Raw genomic sequence first — 18,926 nt, forward strand, 5'->3', positions numbered from 1 at the left:
TTCTGAATGAGGCAAGTTCAGCCAGTTGTATTTCTGTGTTTACTCTTGGCTTGAGGGATGTTAGGCGGTTATTTTATAAAGCGAACCTGTAATAACTGACAGGTTTTAATGTTTATTGGCGATAGATTTGTTCTGGGTTATTACTTTTATGCTGAATTCAGGGGCGCGTCGAAGGGGGCATGTTGATGTTTTAAATCGTTCTGATAAATAACCCGCCAGGAGGCGGGTTATTTGTGGGGGGGCTCGCAGTAACGAAGCTATCCAAAAGTCAAAGAAAATGGCGCTGCCGCGTGCTCAATGGCGTTGATTACATGAGGCGCCTGTTCGCGATATTGAGGATAGCGCTCGAGTACGGCTTCAACCGAGGCGAGCAGATGCTGAATGCGCTCCTTGGGTTGGTCGATTTCACAGGTGTGGGCAAATTCCAGAAGCCCTTGTCGTGAGGCGAACATTGACTTGTTGCCCGCCAGATCCAATGCCAAAACATCTTCTGGAATATAGGCCGTGGTGTTGACGATGTCGTAAGCCGGCGCCAGATGCGCATCCCGTTGCGTCGGTTCTGAATAGAGCAATCCGAAGTTTTTCAAATGAGCGTCGCCGTTTCCGACGATGCAGCTCAGGGCGACGCTATCGAAGAGTTGATCAAGCGACGTACGCAAGTGTTTCGCCGGGCAAAACACTCGAACAGCCTTAGCGATTGCCGCATAACTTTTGCTGTACTTCTGATTAGCCGACAGCCCCATCAGCACCGCCATGTCTTCAAACCCAATCGGCTTGAGTTGGTCGTCGCGGTCAAATCGACGCATGACAAACAGCTTGGCGTTGTCGGAAAGGTAAAACGGTGGAACGGGAATCCCCGCCTCTTTCGCCATGGACATGCAAAGGAATTCGTTGATCGCCAGGCCCGGGAATTCGTCTCTGCCACTCTTGATGATCAGATCCGAGGTTTTGGATGTCACTCTCGGCAACGCTATTTCTTGCCGCTCCGGCACCAGCAATTTGGGTTGAACACCTGAAATGCCTGCCCGCAGGATGTAACGATCAAGCATGTCAGCGAAGATATCTTCCGTGCCGTCCCACGTGAGAATCTCTTCGAGTTTTTCTCCCGGAAATTCTTGCGCCTGCAACAAGGCATCAACGGTTTCAGAGCGTACGTGAACCCTGCCAATGGGCGATGTACTTCCGGAAAGCGCCAGTAGCAGCATTGGGTCGACGTTCACAGTCTTGTCCAAGCGGTTGCGTAACTGCTCCAGTACGTAGCCTTCTGGCAGGTTCATCTGAAAAACTGGGTGCAACTCACGCCGACGAAACTCGTCATGCCGTACAGGCATCAAGAGGCTGATCGCTAGTTGTGGCGATGCATCTTCGTGATAACGAAAAGTGAAATCCTCGGCATCGCTGAAAAGTCTGCCGCTGTTACCTTCAGGGGTACTGACTTGAAGAGAGGCCATTTTCATTCGAATAAATCTCCAATCTCTTCAAGGGTTGGCATCGTTGCTGGAACCACCGAGAGTTCGCAGTCCAAAGCAGCCAAAACGCGCGCGTAAGCGATCATGCCGACAGAAAGGGTGCCTTTCTCCACCGCGATGACCTTGTATCGCGTCAGTCCCGCCAGATCGGCAAGCTGCGCCTGCGTCAGGCCACGATTTACACGTCTTTCACGTAATTGAATGCCGAGACGGGTGATCAATAGAGAGTAATCCATGTTGCGCTACCGTAACATCTTTATGTCAATGTAGCGTATGCGGAACATTTAATCCATTTTGCATAAGAAACCCGCCATGAGGCGGGTTTTTTTGTGGGCGGTTATTCCTTTAATTCGACATGATCCAGTGCCTGATTCACCGCCAGTTCACCGAGCATGACGACCTGCGCAATTCCCAGCGCAGTCTTGCGGTGTGAGGTGTCGAGCATGGCGGCGAAGTTGTTGAGCATTTCGCTGGCTGAACCCAGGGTTTCGCTGGCGTTGGCCAGCAGGGATTCGGTGTTGTACTTCGGGTTGGCGAGGTACATGGGCTCGGGTTTATGGGTGCTGGCCATGATGAAGGCGGAGGGTTTGAGGTAATGGTCTAGGGCGCGTTCGGCGGCGTCGTTGAGTTTTTTGGAATCGAGGGATTCGTAGGGGGATGCGGGATCTGTTTCTGGCGGGTGTGGCGTTGATTTAATCATTAGCTGAAAACTCCTGATGGAGCCGCTTCGTCTTCTCTACTAAAAGAAGGGTGGCAGCTGTGCGCAGGTTAGTAGACCGGGGAGTATTCAGCATTGACCGGCGCGCCGAAGCGCCCTGCACACAGCCACCATCAAGTCGGACAGCAATGACCGACGGATGCGCTTTGCACATAACTGAAAAACACCACGGGCTACTAAACCCGATCACTGGAAATCAGTGACGCGAATCAAGTTACCGATGGCTCGCCAGGCGCACAAGCCGGCGGATTCTGGCCTACCCGTAGGCAACGACGCAAGCTGTTGTAGGCATCCGGAAGTAACCGCCGGCCGATCTAAACAACCACGTTTAAATGTAGGAGCTGCCGAAGGCTGCGATCTTTTGATCTTGAACAGACAAAGTCAAAATATCGCAGCCTTCGGCAGCTCCCACAGTTGGGTTCTGTGACTTTCAGTAAAGGTTTTGGAGAACAGGTCAACCCAGCACCGAGCGTTTCAACTGAACGAATATTCCACCGTAAAATGGTTTTTCTGCACTTGACTGAGCGCAGTGAGTTGGCGGGCAATAGTAGATCAGCGGAGATTTTGGGTATTAAAAGTATTGAATATATTTCTTATTGATATAAAAACCTGTCAGATATGACAGGTGTGTCGGGCCAGTCGGAAAATTAAGCTTTGAACTTACTTATTTTGTAGGGCGAAGAAATGAAAATCGAATTGGAAGTTGAAACACAAGTTGCCGGTGACCTGAATATCACTTACAAACATCCAGAGTATGGTTCTCACCCGCTCAAACTTAACAATGAAGGTTTGTACGCTGATAAAGAATTTTTTTATCTTAATCCAAAGTATAGGACTTTTGATGGTCATGAATATTATATGGGGGTTAAATTTAAAAGAGGTCTTGTCGTTGGTGAGGAATATAAGCTAGAGGGAAATGATCATGGCCCGATTTGGGCTCATTTAGAATTTGATTGGGTGAGCGGTGATAAAAATGCTAGTGGTACTTTTCGTTTGACCAGAGGCGGGGACCGTCCCAAAGGAGTTTTTAATCTCTCTGAGGAAGGGGTCTTTGAAGTAAAAGGTGATTTTGAGTTCTAAGAAAACCGCAGCTGACATTGGTCTGATGCCGTACGGCAGACTCATATAGTCTGCCGGTTTATCGGTGTTATCACCTGTTAGTGCGAACTAGGAGATTTATTTGTCGTGATCGATATCTAGCTTGCTGAAAGTCACCTGCCCCCCCTCACTCGTATACCCGGTGTTGTCCTGCACATAAACCCCAGCCTTGAAGTACAACGGCTTATTCCGCCACGTTGCACTGATCTGTGAATCCCACTGATATCCCGCCGCACTCACACCCAACGCGCCGCCGGGGCTCAAGTGGATGAGGTAGTTGAATTCGCGATCCAGTTTGACCCCGGTGGCAAGGGTGATGACACGGCTTTCGTCGTCATCGGGGTGCATTCGCACTTTGATCACCAGGTTGCCGGTTTCGGTTTTTGTCTTGTACTGATATTCAAGTTTGACCATCGGCTTCTGGCTTTCATAAGCATGAATCTGGCCGATGACGATCTTGCCGGAGCTGGGCACTTTGTTCACCGTGAGGGTCGCGCGCAGCAGGTTGTCGGCGTCCGGGTAATACCAGTTGCGCAAGGTGCCGTTGCTGTAGGTTTCGCGCAGTTCGGTGCGGGGGTAGATGGCGTTTTCGGTTTTTGACCCGGTAACCGGTGACCAGAAGAACAAGGTGCCGGTGTCGGAATGGAAGTACTGATCTTTGAAGCCGTTCACCAGTTTTGAGGTTTCGACGGTGTATGGCGGGCTGCCAACGGGAACGCTGAGGTTCCAGGTTGCGAGATCGATCATGTCGGTTCTTCCACTCAAAGTTCACTGCACGTACGTGCCAGAAGCTCTAGCCCGCACGTTTTGGGGCGGCCTTTATAAGCGTAGAGGGGAAATTTGTTAACGCCCGTTTGGCAGATGATTGACGTCAACATCCTGTCGAAATGCCATCTCTGCCGGTTTCCGGGGGCTTCAGCGGTGACCGTTAGTCGGCAAATTCACGCTTTGGTTAAATGATGGCCTGATGACAGCTTCTGCTTTCTTGGATCCAGTACTAGAGTGAAGGCTCAGTATGTGTGCGGTTTTTACCGGAAACCGACCGAAAGTCCCGACAAGAGAAGCAGCATGGAATGCGCGCAACCCCCGCCAAGTGAAGGCAGCTCTGTCCTTTTGATCGTTGATGATTACCCTGAAAATCTGATCAGCATGCGCGCGTTGCTGCAGCGTCAGGATTGGCACGTCCTCACTGCGGCTTCCGGCTTCGAAGCGCTCAATATTTTGCTCTCGCATGACGTCGACCTGGTGCTGCTGGATGTGCAGATGCCGGGCATGGACGGCTTTGAGGTGGCGCGGCTGATGCGCGGCAGCCAGCGCACGCGCCTGACGCCGATCATCTTTCTGACCGCCAATGAACAGTCCCAGGACGCCGTGATCAAGGGCTACGCCAGTGGCGCGGTGGATTACCTGTTCAAGCCGTTCGACCCGCAGATCCTCAAACCCAAGGTGCAGGCGTTGCTGGAACACCAGCGCAATCGCCGCGCCTTGCAGCGCCTGAGTCATGACCTGGAAGTGGCGCGCGCCTTCAATGCCTCGGTGCTGGATAACGCCGCCGAGGGGATATTGGTGGTGGGCGAGGACGGTTTGATCCGCTTTGCCAATCCGGCGATTTCGCGGTTGCTGAATGCGCCGGTGAAGGAGTTGGAAGGTAAAGAATTTCTCGATTATCTGCAGAAGCCGCACATTCCGCTGTGGGCTGATTCCGAGTTTTATGCCGGCTACAAGCGTGGCGAAACATTAAGATTGCACGACGCCTTGCTGCGCACCGCGCCCGGCCAGCAGGTGCCGGTGGCCCTGTCCTGCGCGGCGTTGCCCGCCGAGCAGCACGCAATGGTGGTGACTGTGCTGGACATGTCGGTGGTGCGTCACTTGCACCAGCAGCTCGAATTTCAAGCGGTCACCGATCCACTGACCGGTTTGCTCAACCGTCGCGGCTTTTACCAGACCGTTGAAAACTTGCTGTTGCGTGGTGAACGCAGTGATAGCAGTTGGGTGTTGCTGTATCTGGATCTTGATGGCTTCAAACGGGTCAACGATTCACTCGGTCACGATGCCGGCGATCGGGTGTTGCGTTGGGTCTCCGAGCAATTGAAAGCCTGTCTGCGGCCGTTCGACATTCTCGCGCGCATGGGCGGCGACGAATTCACCGCGTTGCTCGATCTGGAATTCCCCGAGCAAGCGGCGAAGATTGCCGAGAAACTCATTGAGCGGGTGTCGATCTGTCAGCAGATCGAAGGGCTGGACATCGCCCTCGGCGCCAGCATCGGCATCGCCACTTATCCGGATTGCGGCTCCAACCTCGACGGACTGCTGCGCGCATCGGACATCGCCATGTACGAAGCCAAGCGCGCCGGGCGTCAGCAATATCGTTTCTATGATCATGAAATGAACGGCCGGGCCCGTTCGCGGCTGATGCTCGAGGAAAGCGTGCGGGCCGCCATCGAGAACCGCGATTTCAATCTGGTGTATCAGCCGCAAGTGGCCATCGACACTGGCCAGATTCGCGGTTTCGAAGCGTTGTTGCGTTGGCAGCATCCGAGTGTCGGCGATGTGCCGCCGGGTTTGTTCCTGCCGCTGCTGGAAGAGGCGCGGCTGATCAGCCGCCTCGGCAGCTGGATTTATCATCGCGGCGCCGGTCAGCGCAAAGCCTGGGAAACCCTGTTTGCCGAGGATCTGGTGCTCGGCGTGAGTTTGAGCAACACCCAGTTCAGCCTGCCGAATCTGGTCACCGAATTGCGCCAGGTCATGGAGCGACATGCCTTGCAACCCCGGCAACTGGAGGTCGAGGTCACCGAAGAAGCACTGATGCAAAACCCTGACGAAACCCGCAAACAGCTGCGTTTGCTGCGTCATCTCGGCGTGCGCGTTGCGTTGGACGATTTTGGCTCCGGGCCGTGTTCGCTGGCGCATCTGCGCGATCTGGAGCTGGATACGCTCAAGCTTGATCGCCATCTCATTGCGCGATTGCCTGACTCGAAACGCGACGCCTCACTGGTCAGCACGGTGATCAGTCTGTGCAAGCAATACGGTTTGCTGGTGATTGCCGAAGGGGTGGAAACCATCGAGCAATACCAATGGCTGCAAGCCCACGGCTGTGAATATGTGCAGGGCTTCCTCGTCGCGCGGCCATTGATCGCCGAGGATGCGGCCAGCTTCGCCGAACCGTTTGACTGGAGCGCGCTGCCCGGTTGAATTCGCTACACTGGCGCACCTTTTTCGAACCGTGTTGCTCGTCCATGACTGTGTTGAAGTACCTCCAGGCCTATCCCGCGCAATTGCAGGACCAGGTGCGCCAACTGATCGCCGAAGAGCGTCTGGGTGAATACCTGAATCAACGCTATTCAGGGCGGCACGATGTGCAGAGCGACAAAGCCTTGTACAGCTACGCGCTGGACTTGAAGCAGGAATACCTGCGCAACGCCCCGGCCATCGACAAGGTGCTGTTTGATAACCGCCTCGACCTGACCCACCGCGCCCTCGGTCTGCACACCACGGTTTCACGGGTGCAGGGCGGCAAGCTCAAGGCCAAGAAAGAGATTCGTATCGCCTCGTTGTTCAAGGACGCCGCGCCGGACTTTCTGAAAATGATCGTCGTGCATGAACTGGCGCACTTCAAGGAATCGGATCACAACAAGGCGTTCTATAAATTGTGCGAGCACATGCTGCCGGGGTATCACCAGGTCGAGTTTGATCTGCGCGTGTACCTGACGTGGCGGGATCTGTAGGCTTAACAGTACGCAACCAGGAAGGTGTGGATGGACGTCAGCAAGACCAAAAGCAGTTTCTACCGTCGCTTGTATGTGGCGTACCTGATCGACAGCGGTCTGGCGCCGAGTGTGCCGACGCTGACCGAAGTGACCGGCATGCCCCGGCGCACGGCGCAGGACACGATTGCGGCGTTGGCGGATCTGGATATCGTTTGTGAGTTCGAGCAGGAAGAGGGCGCGCGCAATCACGCCGGGCGCTATCGGATTCGTGAGTGGGGGGCGATTGATCGCGGGTGGATCGAGCGTAATTTGCGGCAGATCAAGGCAGTGCTTGAGTATCCCTAAATGCCCTCACCCCAGCCCTCTCCTGGAGGGAGAGGGGGCCGATTGGGGGATATTGGAGAGGTACGCCGAACTGAAAGTGTTGCTGTGAATCCATAATCGACTCGGTTTTTCAGGTCGATGTCTGCCGCAAGACAATAAGGTCAGTCCCCTCTCCCCCTGGGAGAGGGCTAGGGTGAGGGGCTCTTCAGGCACGACGCATCCCGATATGTGGAATGTCATCCTCCAGATACTCCTCGCCCGCCACAACAAACCCGTACCGACCGTAATACCCCTGCAAATGCGCCTGCGCCGACAGATAGATCGGCACTTGCGGCCAATGCTTCTCGGCCTGCTTCAGCGCCTGCTCCATCATCTCGTGACCCAGCCCTTTGCCGCGTCCCTGTGGTGCGGTAATCACGCGGCCGATCACCACGTCTCCGCCCTGGGATTCCGGATCCAGCAGGCGCAGGTACGCCATCAACTGGTCATCTTCCCAACCCATCAGGTGATAGGTATCGCCTTCCAGATCCTGACCGTCGAGGTCCGGATAAGCGCATTTCTGTTCAACCACGAACACGTCCGAGCGCAGCTTCAACAGCGCGTACAGCTGTTCCTTGCCCAGATCACTGTGATGTTTGCAGACCCATTCGATTGTCATTTGCCGATTCCTTGAACGTGTCGCCCGATACTAAGCGCCTGCGGCAAAGATGTCTTTATGGCGTAAGAGTCTGTGACAAAGGTCAAAATGCCATCATTCCTTTCTCGCAGCCTCGGCGACTTTGTGTAATCTGCTGGAGAGCCCTGTGCACTGGCTGCAATGAGCTAATGTTAGGGCCTGGGTTTTGCCGGTAAGGGGCCTTGGGGTTTTGACTGAAAACATGCTGGGCAACTCGCCCGCTAAGGATTTTCAAGCATGCCGCGTTTGCATCGAGCCTTTGCTTTGACCGGACTGCTCTTGCTGGCTCAGACCGCTGCAGCGGACAAGCTGCGGCTGGTGTTTGATATCTGGCCACCCTTTACCGACGACACGCTGGTCAACGGCGGACTGGCCACCGACATCGTCACAACTGCGCTGGCCCGGTCCGGTTATGCCAGCGGTTACGAGCAGGTACCTTGGGCACGGGCACTGCTTGGCGTTGGCGAGGGCCGCTACGATGTATTGGTCAACGCTTGGTACAACGACGAACGGACCAAGCTCGGCCAGTTTTCCGGTGAATACCTGCTCAACCGCATCCGCTTTCTCAAGCGCAAAGACACGCCACTTGATTATTCCAATCTGCAGCAACTGCACACTTATCCGATTGCGGTGGTGCGCGGCTACGCCTATTCGGCGCCGTTCGATGCCGACACGGCGTTGCAGAAAGTCCCTGTGCATAACTTCGCCATGGCCGTGCGCATGCTCGCGGCGGATCGGGTCAAGCTGACGCTGGAAGACGAGTATGTGGCGAAGTATTACCTGGCGCGCGAATCGGCCAAGGTGCGCAATTCAGTGGAGTTTTTGCCCAAGCCGTTGAGTGAGAACAGCCTGCATATTTTGGTCAGCCTGAAGAATCCGCAGCATGAGCAGATTGTCGCGGGGTTTGATAAGGCGATTGCGGCGATGAAGGCGGACGGGAGTTATGACAAGTTGTTGAGGCAGCATGGGATGTGAAGGCTGATCCAGAATCCTCTGTGTGGCTGATGTCCCTATCGCGAGCAGGCGAAGGCCTACAATTTGAAATGCGTTCCCCTGTAGGAGTGAGCCTGCTCGCGATGACGCCCTGTCAGCCGCCGCTGATTTCTGAGCTGTCCTTGATCAAGTGCGCCGCCAACGTGCGCAACGGTCCGAGTTGCCGGCAAATCAACGCGAGTTGCGTCTGCACCAACCGCTGCCCTTCATCGATCTCATCAGCCATCTGCTCCAGCTCATTGGCCAGCGCTTCTTCTTCATCACTCTGAATCGCCACCGGCTGCTTGTTGGCTAGCCCCTGGGCAATTTCGTCGATGCTCGTCGCCAGTTTCACTCCGGCGCCATCGATCAAATGCTCGCGCACATCAGCGGGTAACTGAGTTTCCCGATGCGCGCCCAACCCCGACAGATAACTCAACAACGTGTGCGACAACACCAGAAAGCGAAAACCGACATCCGCTTCCTTACGGAAATGCCCCGGCTCCATGAGCATGTTCGCCAACGTCGTCGACAGCGCCGCATCGGCGTTGTGCGCGTTGCGTCGGGCCAGCCGATAGGCGAGGTCGTCACTTTTGCCGGCGGCGTACTGCTGCATGATCTGGCGCAGGTAGATGCTGTTGCAGGTCAGGGTGTTGGCCAGCACTTTGTTCAGGCGTCGACCCTGCCAGTCCGGCAGGAACAGGAACACCGTCAGGCCGGCAATCAGGCTGCCCAGCAGCGTATCGAACAACCGTGGCAGGAACAGCCCGTAGCCGTCGCCGACCTGGTTGAAGCAGAACAGCACCATGATGGTTATCGCTGCCGTCGCCAAGGTGTAGCGGGTGGTGCGGTTGGTAAAGAACACCACGCCGGCAGCGATGGCGAAACAGGACTGCACCAACGGGCTCGGGAACAGATCGAACAGCGCCCACGCCACGGTCAGGCCAATGGCGGTGCCGAAGATCCGCTGACCGAGCTTGCGCCGGGTCGCGCCGTAGTTCGGCTGGCAGACGAAAAGAGTGGTGAGGATGATCCAATAACCCTGGGACGGGTGAATCAGATGCACCATGCCATAGCCGATACTCAGCGCCAAGGGCAGTCGCAGAGCGTGGCGGAACAACAAAGAGGTCGGCGTCAGCTGCGTGCGCAGGCGAATCCACACATCCTTGAGGTTGCGCGGCGAGCGGTCGAGCAGGCTGCTATCGGTCGCATCGGCCAAGGCATCGGGATTACTCGCGTCGCTGAGTAAACGATCGAGGGTGCCGAGGTTGGCGGCCAGTGCGCGCAGTGAACGCAGCAGTCCGCGCCAGGCCGGATTGCTCTGAATACGCAAGTGTTCGAGGGACGCATCGAGATCGCTCAGGGCTTCGGCGAAACTCGCGTCGTAAATGAACGGCTGACGCATCTGGATCGATTCGGCCAAGGCGCGGCAGGCCTTGCCTTGCTGGCGCAACAGGCGTTGGCAGCGGAACAGCACGTCACTGTGGAAGAACGCTTCGGCCAGCGCGTTGTACGGATAGTGCGAGGAGCTGGCGCGTTCGTGGATGTCTTGAGCGAGGAAGTACAGCTTCAGATAGCGGCTGACTTTCGAACCGGGACGGCCGTTGCCGACGCGGTGCAGGATGATTTCCTTGGCACTGTTCAGCGCTGCCACCACGCGACCGTTTTGTTGGGCCAGCTCCAGGCGCCGCGCTTCGACGTCCATCTGCCGGATCGGCTCGAACAGCGAGGATTTCAGCTTCAGGTAAAAGCCCAGTTCACGGAACAAGCGCGCCAGACTCTGCTGCACCGGCTGGTTGGAAAACAGCGCCTGCCACACCACCGAGAGCAAGCCGTACCACGCCGCACCGGCGACCAGCAGCATCGGTTCGTGCCAGAAATCGGTGACCGCACCGCCGCGCTGATCAACGCCGATCATCGTGTACACCGACAGAATCAACGTCGCCGAGGCAATCGCCCCATAACGCTCGCCGAGCGCACCGAGCATGGTCAGGCCGAAACTCGCCAGCGCCAAAGCAATGGCAAACACGATGGGGTAGGGGAAGAGCAATTCCACCGACAGCGCGGCGATGCTGAAACACACCAGCGTTACGGCAAGGGCGTTAAGGCGGCCTTGCCAACTGTCGTCGGTTTCGGCCAGGGCGCTGGCGATAATCCCCAGGAACAACGGGATCAGCAGGCCCATTTCATCCTGATACCAACACAGCGCCATGCTGCCGGTCAGGGCGATGAACACCCGCACGCTGTAGCTGAATTTATCCAGCGCCCACAGGCGCCGCAAAGACTGACGAAACGAGGTCGAGGACATGAAGTGCGAAGGCCTTCCGAGGCGATGCCGCTAAATTGAGCCAGTAATGACGCCGACGCAATGGCGCCGATCACATCTGACAGCAAAAAGTGTTCCTTACTGCATCACACATAACAACTGTAGGAGTGAGCCTGCTCGCGATAGCGGTGTGTCAGCCAATGCATTCATCGACTGATTCACCGCTATCGCGAGCAGGCTCACTCCTACAGGGTTTTGTATTTGGCCTTCAGTTAAGCGTACTGCGCGGCAGCGTAACCGGAGGCCCAGGCCCACTGGAAGTTGAAGCCGCCCAGGTGGCCGGTGACATCGAGCACTTCACCGATAAAGTACAGGCCCGGGCTTTTCAGCGATTCCATGGTTTTCGACGACACTTCGCGGGTGTCGACGCCGCCGAGGGTCACTTCGGCCGTGCGATAACCTTCAGTCCCGGCCGGCACGACTTTCCAGCTGCCGAGCTTCTCGGCGATTTCCGCCAGTTCGGCGTGGGTGTACTGCTTCATCGGCTTGGATACGAACCAGTTGTCCGCCAGCAGATTGGCCATCTTCTTGGTGAAAATCTCACCCAGCAGAGTTTTCAATTCACTGTTCGGACGCTCGGCCACTTGCTGTTGCAGCCAGCTCGCCGCGTCATGATCCGGCAGCAGGTTGATCTCCACCGTGTCGCCGGATTCCCAGAACGAGGAAATCTGCAAAATCGCCGGGCCACTGAGGCCACGGTGAGTGAACAGGATGTTCTCGCGAAAGCTCTGGTCGTTGCAGCTGACCAGACAATCCACCGAAGTGCCGGACAGCTCGGTGCAGAGTTCCTTGAGCTGATCGGTGATGGTGAATGGCACCAGCCCGGCACGGGTCGGCAGCAATTCGTGGCCGAACTGCTTGGCCACTTGGTAACCGAAACCGGTGGCGCCCAGCGTCGGGATCGACAGACCGCCGGTGGCGATTACCAGCGACTGGCACTGAATCTGGCCGAGGGTGGTGTCGAGCAGGTAACCGATTTCGACCTTCTCGATGGTCTGAATCGACGTGTCCAGATGCAGCTCGACGCCGGCCTGATCGCACTCGGTGAGGAGTATTTCGAGGATGTCGCTGGATTTGTTATCGCAGAACAACTGGCCGAGTTTTTTCTCGTGATAGGGCACGGCGTGTTTGCCGACCATGCCGATGAAATCCCACTGTGTGTAGCGCGCCAGAGCGGATTTGCAGAAATGTGGGTTCTGCGAGAGGAAATTGCTCGGCTCGGTGTACATATTGGTGAAATTGCAGCGGCCACCGCCCGACATCAGGATTTTCTTGCCGGCCTTGTTCGCGTGGTCGAGCAGCAACACCTGACGCCCACGCCCGGCGGCGGTCAGTGCACACATCAACCCAGCGGCGCCAGCGCCAATGATCACGACTTCGGTAGAGCGCAAAACGGTGTCCTCATGGTGGGTCGCTACAAAACAAACTGTGGGAGCGAGCCTGCTCGCGAAAGCGGTGTGTCATTCAACATTGATGTCGACTGACAGATTGCCTTCGCGAGCAGGCTCGCTCCCACAAGGGATCTTCGTTAAATGGAAGATCGTTTACAGGATGCGGACGCGCAACGAACGGCCTTTGATTTTGCCGTCATTCAGGCGCTGCAAGGCCTGCATGGCCACGGTGCGGTCAACGGCTACATAAGCCTGGAAGTCGAAAATCGCGATCTTGCCAACCTGTGCACCTGGAATACCGGCATCGCCAGTCAATGCACCCAGAATGTCACCCGGACGAACCTTGTCTTTACGGCCAGCACCGATGCACAGCGTAGTCATCGGCGGTTGCAGCGGGGCGAGACCCTGGGACTTGAGGTTATCGACCTGATCCCAGTTCAGCGGCGATTTCTGCAGTTGTTCGATGGCTTGCGCGCGGTGCGCTTCGCCCGGAGCAACCAGGCTGATCGCGATGCCTTTCTCGCCAGCACGACCGGTACGGCCAACGCGGTGAATGTGGATTTCCGAATCGCGCGCCAGTTCGACGTTGATCACCATGTCCAGCGCATCAATGTCCAGACCGCGTGCGGCGACGTCGGTGGCAACCAGTACCGAAGTACTGCGGTTGGCGAACATTGCCAGCACCTGATCGCGATCACGCTGTTCCAGGTCGCCGTGCAGGCCGACGGCGGAAATGCCTTTGGCGGTCAGGTGATCAACGGTTTCCTGCACTTGCTGCTTGGTGAAGCAGAACGCCACGCATGAAGCCGGGCGGAAGTGGTGCAGGACTTTGGTCACCACGCTCATACGATCTTCCGGGGAGATCTCGTAGAAGCGCTGCTCGATCTGCGTGTCATCGTGGAACGCTTCGGCTTTCACCGTTTGCGGATCACGCATGAACTTCGACGCCAGTTGCTTGATGCCCACTGGATAAGTCGCGGAGAACAGCAGGGTCTGACGACGCTCCGGGGTCTTGATGATGATGTCTTCGATGGCGTCGTAGAAACCCATGTCGAGCATGCGATCGGCTTCGTCGAGGATCAAAGTGTTCAGGCCATCAAGCACCAGCGAACCCTTGCGCAGGTGCTGCTGAATGCGGCCCGGGGTGCCGACGATGATGTGCGCGCCGTGTTCCAGCGAGGCGATCTGCGGGCCGAAGGACACGCCGCCGCACAGGGTCAGGACCTTGATGTTGTCTTCGGCACGGGCCAGACGACGGATTTCCTTGGCGACCTGGTCGGCCAGCTCACGGGTCGGGCAGATCACCAGCGCCTGGCAACCGAAATAACGCGGGTTGATCGGGTTCAGCAGGCCGATACCGAACGCGGCGGTCTTGCCGCTGCCGGTCTTGGCCTGGGCGATCAGGTCCATCCCCTTGAGGATCACCGGCAAGCTCTGCGCCTGGATCGGCGTCATCTGGGCATAACCGAGGGATTCGAGGTTAGCCAGCATGGCGGCGGACAGCGGCAGAGTATTAAAAGCGGTGGCGATGGTGGTCACGGGACTGGCCTGCAAAACAAAATGTCGCGCAGTGTAGCAGCCCCGTGCCACTTTCTTCGAAAGTTCTGGACGAACAGTGGTTAATGTTCGATGTGTTCTTCCGGGCGTTTGGCACGCCGACCGTCTTGTTTCGACAGTTGCGAGAAGATCGTCGCAGCGAGCATCGCCATGATGCCGACGGTGACGAAGGTCAGCTGGAACGCACCGAGCACGGTCTCCACGCCATCGTTACCGATCTCTGCGGTAAACCCGCCGAGCAACGCACCGGCGCACGCCACCCCCAGGCTCAACGATAATTGCGCCACCACCGAGAGCAAGCTGTTGCCGCTACTGGCGCTCGCATCGTCGAGGTCGATCAGGGTCACGGTGTTCATCGCGGTGAATTGCAGCGAGTTGATCGCGCCGAGAATCGCCAGCAGACACAACAGCAGCCAGTACGGCGTCTGCTCGCTGACCAGGCCCATGCTCGCCAGCATGATCCCCAGTGCCAAGGTGTTGCCGGTGAGGACGATGCGATAACCGAGCCGTTCGATCAGCGGCCGTGCGACCCACTTGGCGATCATCGCCGCCGCGGCCAGCGGCAGCATGCTCATCCCCGCCTGCGACGGTGAATAACCGAGCGCCACTTGCAACAGCAACGGCACCAGAAACGGCAGAGCACCGCTGCCCAAACGCGCGAAGAGGTTGCCGAGAATGCCGACGGCAAACGTCCGGGTCTTGAACAGCGACGGTGCGAACAGCGGGTTTTCGATGTGCCCGGCGCGCAACCAGTACGCGGCCAGACAGGCCATGCCGCCGAACAGCAGCAACATCACCCGCAGGTGCGGCAGGTGCAACTCGCCGAGGCCTTCCATGGCGATGGTGATCAGAATCATCGCCGCGCCGAACAGCAGGAAGCCGAGACTATCGAAGCGGGTGCGCTCGGTGCCGCGCAGGTCGGGAATGAACTTCCACACCGCGTAGCAACCGATCACGCCGACCGGCAGGTTGATCAGGAAGATCCAGTGCCACGTCAGGTATTCGACCATCCAGCCGCCCATGGTCGGGCCGATCAGCGGGCCGAGCAGGCCGGGGATGGTGATGAAGCCCATGATCCGCACCAGTTCGGATCGCGGATAGGCGCGCAGGACGACCAAACGCCCGACCGGCAGCATCAGTGCGCCGCCCAGGCCCTGAATGACACGGGCGCCTATCAGCATGCTCAGGCTGCTCGACAAGGCGCAGAGCAGTGAGCCGAAGCTGAACAGCAGGATCGCGCCGAAGAAGATTTTCTTGGTGCCGAAGCGATCGGCGATCCAGCCAGAGGCCGGGATCAGCAACGCCACGGTGAGCATGTAGGAGATCACTACACCTTGCATGCGCAACGGATCTTCGGCCAGATCGCGAGCCATGGCCGGCAGCGCGGTGTTAAGGATGGTCCCGTCGAGGGACTGCATGAAGAAAGCGATAGCGACGACCCACGGCAACCAGCGGGCGGTGATGGCGTCGAGAGGCGGGCGGTTGGGCATGGAACCTCTTGTCGTTGGAGTTAATACAAATCCAAGGTCGAGCACGGTCAGTGTGGGAGCGAGCCTGCTCGCGAAGAGGCCATTTCATTCAACACATTGATGTCGACTGAGCTACCGCTTTCGCGAGCAGGCTCGCTCCCACAGGTCTTGCGTTTATAGGGTCAGGGTCAAACGGCTGACCAGCGCCCCCGGCAGCAACGCCGAGGAAGTATTGCGCTGGCTGTAGGTGCTCGCGGACAGCAGCAACTCGCGCTCGGCGGTCAGCGCTTCGAGCTGCGAACCGAGCAGGCTGTAGGCGCTGTCATCGAAACGCATGGTGCTGACCGGTGCCTGGATCTCGCCGTTTTCGACCCAGAAAGTCGCGAAGCGGGTCATGCCAGTCATGCGCGCCGCCGGTTGATCCGAGTAGTTCAGGTACCACAGGTTGCTGATGTACAGCCCGGTACCCAACTGCTTGAGGATCTCTGCTTGCGACAGCTCCCCCGCCGCCATGTTCAACGCACTGGGCATTTCACCGCCGCCGGCACCGTTGGCGGCCAGACCGTATTCAGCGGCACTGCGTGAGCCGACCAGTTGATCGCCAGCCTTGCCTTCGACGATCAAACGCAAATCACTGCGTGGATAACCTTCGCCGGAAAACGCCGGACTCAACGATTCGCTGACTTTCTCATCCAGCGACACCAGCGGACTGAATGCCTGATCGCCGACATACAACTTCTGCAATGGGCTGCTTTTGCTGGCAATCGACTGCGCCGAGAAACCGCCCCAGCTCAACATGCCCATGATTTCTTCCAGCGCTGCCGGTGCCAGATACGCGCGGTACTGCCCCGGCGCCAAGGTGCGCAGCGGACGGCCGAGAAACTCCAGTTGCTCACGTGCCTGAGCAAAGCGCTTGGCGAAACCTTCGCTGCTCCAGTCATGCCCGGCGTAGCTGGCCTTAACCGCTTCACCGTTGTCGTGGAACAGGCTGAAATCGAAGTTGAAGCTGTTGGCCTGATGCCAACCGAACGCCCCTGAAGAACTGGCGAAACCACGGCTGATCGGGCCAGCGGCATAGAAGCCCACCAAGTCCAGACCTTCAGCAGCGGCGCAGATTTCATCGACAACCTGTTCGGTGTCCGGCAGCGGATGCTCCTGCACGTTCTGGCTCTGCCAGCCGGTGTGGTTGAGCAACAGATACGGATCCTGCGGCAGCAGCGGCAGGGTTTCGCGCAGTTGCTGCAGGCCTTCGGCGAGGCGTCGCAGATCGCCTTCCTGATCGCCGGACAGGGTGACTTGCAGGTCGGCGTGACGCCCGTCGTTGATCAGCTTCAGAACGATGTTGGCTTGCTGTACTTGCCCGGCCTGACGCACTTTGGCGTGGTTGAAACGCACGAACGCCGAGGATTCGGCGGCGTAGCTGAGGGTGAACTGCTCCGGCTCGCGCACGCTGTCGCGCAGCCAATTGACCATGACCTTGAAGGCGTCGGACTGACTCTTCGAAATGCTCATCAGGCGTCTCCCCCAAATACATCAACGTTGCTGAATACGCAGGCCGGCGAAGCGTGGCCGACGCGGATCACCTGGTTTGGTTCGCCCTTGCCGCAGTTCGGCGTGCCCAGCACCTTGACGGTGTTGGCGTCGCCGACGGCGCGCAGGCTTTTCCAGAAGTGCGCGGAAATTGCCCGGTAGTTCGGGTTTTTCACCACACCTTTGAGTTCACCGTTCTCGATCAACTGGCCCCATTCACAGCCGAACTGGAATTTGTTGCGCGCATCGTCGATCGACCATGAGCGGTTGGTGCTCATCAGGATGCCGTGCTCGATGCCTTCGATCAGTTTGTTCAGCGGCTGATCGCCCGGCTCGATGTTGAGGTTGGCCATGCGGTCGATCGGCGGCCGGTTCCAGCCGCAAGCGCGGCTGTTGGCAACGCCATCAAGACCGGCGCGGAATTGCGACAGCGCACCGCCCAGCGGGCGCAACAACAGGCCATCGCGGATCAGGAATTGTTTGCTGGCCTTGCTGCCATCGTCATCGTGGCCATAGCTGGCGAGTTCTTCGGGAATGCCCGGATCGAACGTCACGTTGAGCAGTTTCGAGCCGTATTGCAGGCTGCCGAAGTCGCTGGCTTTGACGAAACTGGTGCCGGCGTAATTGCGTTCATCACCGAGGATGCGGTCGAGTTCCAGCGGGTGGCCGATGGATTCGTGGATTTGCAGCATCATTTGATCGGGCATCAACAGCAGGTCGCGCGGGCCTTGCGGGGTATTCGGTGCAAGCAGCAGTTGCAGCGCCTGATCGGCAACCTGTGGGCCGGCACCGATCAAACCGCAGCGGCTGATAACGTCTGCGCCGCCCTGTTGGCCGAAGTTCTCGCGGCCGAGGCTGCGGGTCTGGCTGTCGTTGCCGTCGTAAGCGGTGACGTCAAGGCCCGGGTAGACGAAGCGCTGGGCCTGACGCAATTCAGCCCCGGCGCTGCTCAGATAGATCTGTTCGACGTGAGTAATGCCGATGCTCACTTGCCAATTCACCAGGCGCTCATCCTTTGGCACCGAGGCGGATTCCGCGCCGAGCAGCTCGAAGCATTCGCTCAGGGACGGGAAGGGTTGTTCAAGATTGGGCGAAAAGTAATCAGCGCGATCGCTGGACACTGGCTGATCGCGCAGGTCGAGCAAGGCGTGCGGCTTCAGGCGGCGAGCCTGAATCTCAGCGCGTTCAAGCGCGGCTTGCAGGCCTTGTTGCGAGAGATCGTTGGTCGCCGCGTAGGCCTCAACGCCATTGACGCGCACGGTGAGCATTGCGCCTTCGTCGCGGCTCAGGCTCGGCGGTTCGGCGACGTTCTTACGCACTGACAGGTACTGCCCGGACTCGCGTACATACCGCAGGGAAAAGAACTCAGCGCCCGTGCGCAAGGCAGCGAAGCGCTGCTTGAGCTGGGGGTGGAAATCGAACATTCGGGAACCTCCTTGTCAGGGGGAAGCGGTAAAGCGGCGGCGGGGAGGGGGTGAAACGGTTGCGCGAGGTCTAGAGTAGGCCTGCGTGGGGGTAGGATCAAGTGAAGAGGGGGTGTAGGAGGATTTACTTGAAGCAGAGGGATTTGTGCTGAATTGTAGGGCCTCATCGCGAGCAGGCTCACTCCTACAGTTAATCTCCAGTGTCCACAGAGTTTGTGTTCACTGGAGATCCTTGTAGGAGTGAGCCTGCTCGCGATCAGCCTTG

Annotated in this window: 16 protein-coding genes; 5 read left to right on the forward strand and 11 right to left on the reverse strand. The window is 57.8% G+C overall.

Annotated features, from left to right (window positions below):
• Nucleotides 1–257 precede the first annotated feature (257 nt).
• From ACOYXE_RS24845 to ACOYXE_RS24855, 3 genes are all read right to left on the reverse strand, one after another.
• The gene (locus tag ACOYXE_RS24845) at nucleotides 258–1,457 is read right to left on the reverse strand and encodes a type II toxin-antitoxin system HipA family toxin (protein WP_460926778.1); all 1,200 of its coding nucleotides are present in this window, start codon (nucleotides 1,455–1,457) and stop codon (nucleotides 258–260) included.
• The gene (locus tag ACOYXE_RS24850) at nucleotides 1,454–1,705 is read right to left on the reverse strand and encodes a helix-turn-helix domain-containing protein (RefSeq protein WP_460926779.1); all 252 of its coding nucleotides are present in this window, start codon (nucleotides 1,703–1,705) and stop codon (nucleotides 1,454–1,456) included. The genes ACOYXE_RS24845 and ACOYXE_RS24850 overlap by 4 nt, the downstream gene beginning before the upstream one ends.
• 101 nt (nucleotides 1,706–1,806) lie before the next feature.
• Nucleotides 1,807–2,169: a DUF6124 family protein gene (locus ACOYXE_RS24855; RefSeq protein ID WP_034153614.1), complete on the reverse strand. Its 363-nt coding sequence runs from the start codon at nucleotides 2,167–2,169 to the stop codon at nucleotides 1,807–1,809.
• 702 nt (nucleotides 2,170–2,871) lie between these two features.
• On the opposite strand from ACOYXE_RS24855, the gene ACOYXE_RS24860 reads away from it, so the two are divergent.
• Nucleotides 2,872–3,267 (forward strand): hypothetical protein, encoded by a 396-nt coding sequence (locus tag ACOYXE_RS24860; RefSeq protein ID WP_460926780.1) that lies wholly within the window; start codon nucleotides 2,872–2,874, stop codon nucleotides 3,265–3,267.
• A gap of 96 nt (nucleotides 3,268–3,363) precedes the next feature.
• Here the strand turns inward: ACOYXE_RS24860 and ACOYXE_RS24865 are convergent, their stop codons facing one another.
• Nucleotides 3,364–4,032 (reverse strand): polysaccharide lyase family 7 protein, encoded by a 669-nt coding sequence (locus ACOYXE_RS24865; protein WP_007913770.1) that lies wholly within the window; start codon nucleotides 4,030–4,032, stop codon nucleotides 3,364–3,366.
• A gap of 321 nt (nucleotides 4,033–4,353) precedes the next feature.
• On the opposite strand from ACOYXE_RS24865, the gene ACOYXE_RS24870 reads away from it, so the two are divergent.
• From ACOYXE_RS24870 to ACOYXE_RS24880, 3 genes are read left to right on the forward strand one after another with little or no spacing between them, the layout of a single operon-like run.
• Nucleotides 4,354–6,477: a putative bifunctional diguanylate cyclase/phosphodiesterase gene (locus ACOYXE_RS24870; RefSeq protein ID WP_460926781.1), complete on the forward strand. Its 2,124-nt coding sequence runs from the start codon at nucleotides 4,354–4,356 to the stop codon at nucleotides 6,475–6,477.
• A gap of 44 nt (nucleotides 6,478–6,521) precedes the next feature.
• On the forward strand, nucleotides 6,522–7,010 hold the full coding sequence (locus tag ACOYXE_RS24875; protein WP_460926782.1) for a M48 metallopeptidase family protein: 489 nt from the start codon (nucleotides 6,522–6,524) through the stop codon (nucleotides 7,008–7,010).
• A 30-nt stretch (nucleotides 7,011–7,040) separates the two neighbouring features.
• Complete coding sequence (locus ACOYXE_RS24880) at nucleotides 7,041–7,337, forward strand: winged helix-turn-helix domain-containing protein (RefSeq protein ID WP_007913779.1); 297 nt, start codon at nucleotides 7,041–7,043, stop codon at nucleotides 7,335–7,337.
• A 184-nt stretch (nucleotides 7,338–7,521) separates the two neighbouring features.
• Here ACOYXE_RS24880 and ACOYXE_RS24885 read toward each other — a convergent pair whose 3' ends face one another.
• On the reverse strand, nucleotides 7,522–7,974 hold the full coding sequence (locus ACOYXE_RS24885; protein WP_034153611.1) for a GNAT family N-acetyltransferase: 453 nt from the start codon (nucleotides 7,972–7,974) through the stop codon (nucleotides 7,522–7,524).
• A 255-nt stretch (nucleotides 7,975–8,229) separates the two neighbouring features.
• Between ACOYXE_RS24885 and ACOYXE_RS24890 the strand changes: the two genes are divergently transcribed.
• Entirely contained in the window at nucleotides 8,230–8,967 is a 738-nt protein-coding gene (locus ACOYXE_RS24890; RefSeq protein ID WP_160059724.1) for a substrate-binding periplasmic protein, read from the forward strand.
• A gap of 112 nt (nucleotides 8,968–9,079) precedes the next feature.
• Here ACOYXE_RS24890 and yccS read toward each other — a convergent pair whose 3' ends face one another.
• The 6 genes from yccS to ACOYXE_RS24920 form a co-directional block, all read right to left on the reverse strand.
• On the reverse strand, nucleotides 9,080–11,272 hold the full coding sequence (gene yccS / locus ACOYXE_RS24895; protein ID WP_460926783.1) for a YccS family putative transporter: 2,193 nt from the start codon (nucleotides 11,270–11,272) through the stop codon (nucleotides 9,080–9,082).
• A 230-nt stretch (nucleotides 11,273–11,502) separates the two neighbouring features.
• Nucleotides 11,503–12,681, reverse strand: coding sequence for a BaiN/RdsA family NAD(P)/FAD-dependent oxidoreductase (locus tag ACOYXE_RS24900; RefSeq protein ID WP_460926784.1), 1,179 nt, complete (start codon nucleotides 12,679–12,681; stop codon nucleotides 11,503–11,505).
• A 153-nt stretch (nucleotides 12,682–12,834) separates the two neighbouring features.
• Nucleotides 12,835–14,220 carry an ATP-dependent RNA helicase DbpA gene (gene dbpA, locus ACOYXE_RS24905; RefSeq protein ID WP_077574844.1) on the reverse strand — a complete coding sequence of 462 codons (1,386 nt, stop codon included), beginning with the start codon at nucleotides 14,218–14,220 and terminating at the stop codon, nucleotides 12,835–12,837.
• 80 nt (nucleotides 14,221–14,300) lie between these two features.
• A complete protein-coding gene (gene mdtD, locus ACOYXE_RS24910; protein WP_405122735.1) occupies nucleotides 14,301–15,728 on the reverse strand; it encodes a multidrug transporter subunit MdtD in 1,428 nt (475 codons plus the stop codon).
• Between the two features lie 153 nt (nucleotides 15,729–15,881).
• Complete coding sequence (locus ACOYXE_RS24915; protein WP_405122736.1) at nucleotides 15,882–17,219, reverse strand: TldD/PmbA family protein; 1,338 nt, start codon at nucleotides 17,217–17,219, stop codon at nucleotides 15,882–15,884.
• The gene (locus tag ACOYXE_RS24920; protein ID WP_160059719.1) at nucleotides 17,219–18,661 is read right to left on the reverse strand and encodes a TldD/PmbA family protein; all 1,443 of its coding nucleotides are present in this window, start codon (nucleotides 18,659–18,661) and stop codon (nucleotides 17,219–17,221) included. Before ACOYXE_RS24920 ends, ACOYXE_RS24915 begins: the two co-directional genes overlap by 1 nt.
• Nucleotides 18,662–18,926: the final 265 nt, after the last annotated feature.

The sequence above is a fragment of the Pseudomonas sp. MC6 genome, from assembly GCF_054790575.1.

Excerpts from the sequence above, each read along its gene's own strand:
- mdtD (WP_405122735.1), bottom strand. The coding sequence starts at position 15,728 with ATGCCCAACCGCCCGCCTCTCGACGCCATCACCGCCCGCTGGTTGCCG.
- ACOYXE_RS24890 (WP_160059724.1), top strand. The coding sequence starts at position 8,230 with ATGCCGCGTTTGCATCGAGCCTTTGCTTTGACCGGACTGCTCTTGCTG.
- ACOYXE_RS24855 (WP_034153614.1), bottom strand. The coding sequence starts at position 2,169 with ATGATTAAATCAACGCCACACCCGCCAGAAACAGATCCCGCATCCCCC.
- ACOYXE_RS24860 (WP_460926780.1), top strand. The coding sequence starts at position 2,872 with ATGAAAATCGAATTGGAAGTTGAAACACAAGTTGCCGGTGACCTGAAT.
- ACOYXE_RS24845 (WP_460926778.1), bottom strand. The coding sequence starts at position 1,457 with ATGAAAATGGCCTCTCTTCAAGTCAGTACCCCTGAAGGTAACAGCGGC.
- ACOYXE_RS24885 (WP_034153611.1), bottom strand. The coding sequence starts at position 7,974 with ATGACAATCGAATGGGTCTGCAAACATCACAGTGATCTGGGCAAGGAA.
- ACOYXE_RS24915 (WP_405122736.1), bottom strand. The coding sequence starts at position 17,219 with ATGAGCATTTCGAAGAGTCAGTCCGACGCCTTCAAGGTCATGGTCAAT.
- ACOYXE_RS24865 (WP_007913770.1), bottom strand. The coding sequence starts at position 4,032 with ATGATCGATCTCGCAACCTGGAACCTCAGCGTTCCCGTTGGCAGCCCG.
- ACOYXE_RS24870 (WP_460926781.1), top strand. The coding sequence starts at position 4,354 with ATGGAATGCGCGCAACCCCCGCCAAGTGAAGGCAGCTCTGTCCTTTTG.
- ACOYXE_RS24850 (WP_460926779.1), bottom strand. The coding sequence starts at position 1,705 with ATGGATTACTCTCTATTGATCACCCGTCTCGGCATTCAATTACGTGAA.
- yccS (WP_460926783.1), bottom strand. The coding sequence starts at position 11,272 with ATGTCCTCGACCTCGTTTCGTCAGTCTTTGCGGCGCCTGTGGGCGCTG.
- ACOYXE_RS24880 (WP_007913779.1), top strand. The coding sequence starts at position 7,041 with ATGGACGTCAGCAAGACCAAAAGCAGTTTCTACCGTCGCTTGTATGTG.
- ACOYXE_RS24920 (WP_160059719.1), bottom strand. The coding sequence starts at position 18,661 with ATGTTCGATTTCCACCCCCAGCTCAAGCAGCGCTTCGCTGCCTTGCGC.
- ACOYXE_RS24875 (WP_460926782.1), top strand. The coding sequence starts at position 6,522 with ATGACTGTGTTGAAGTACCTCCAGGCCTATCCCGCGCAATTGCAGGAC.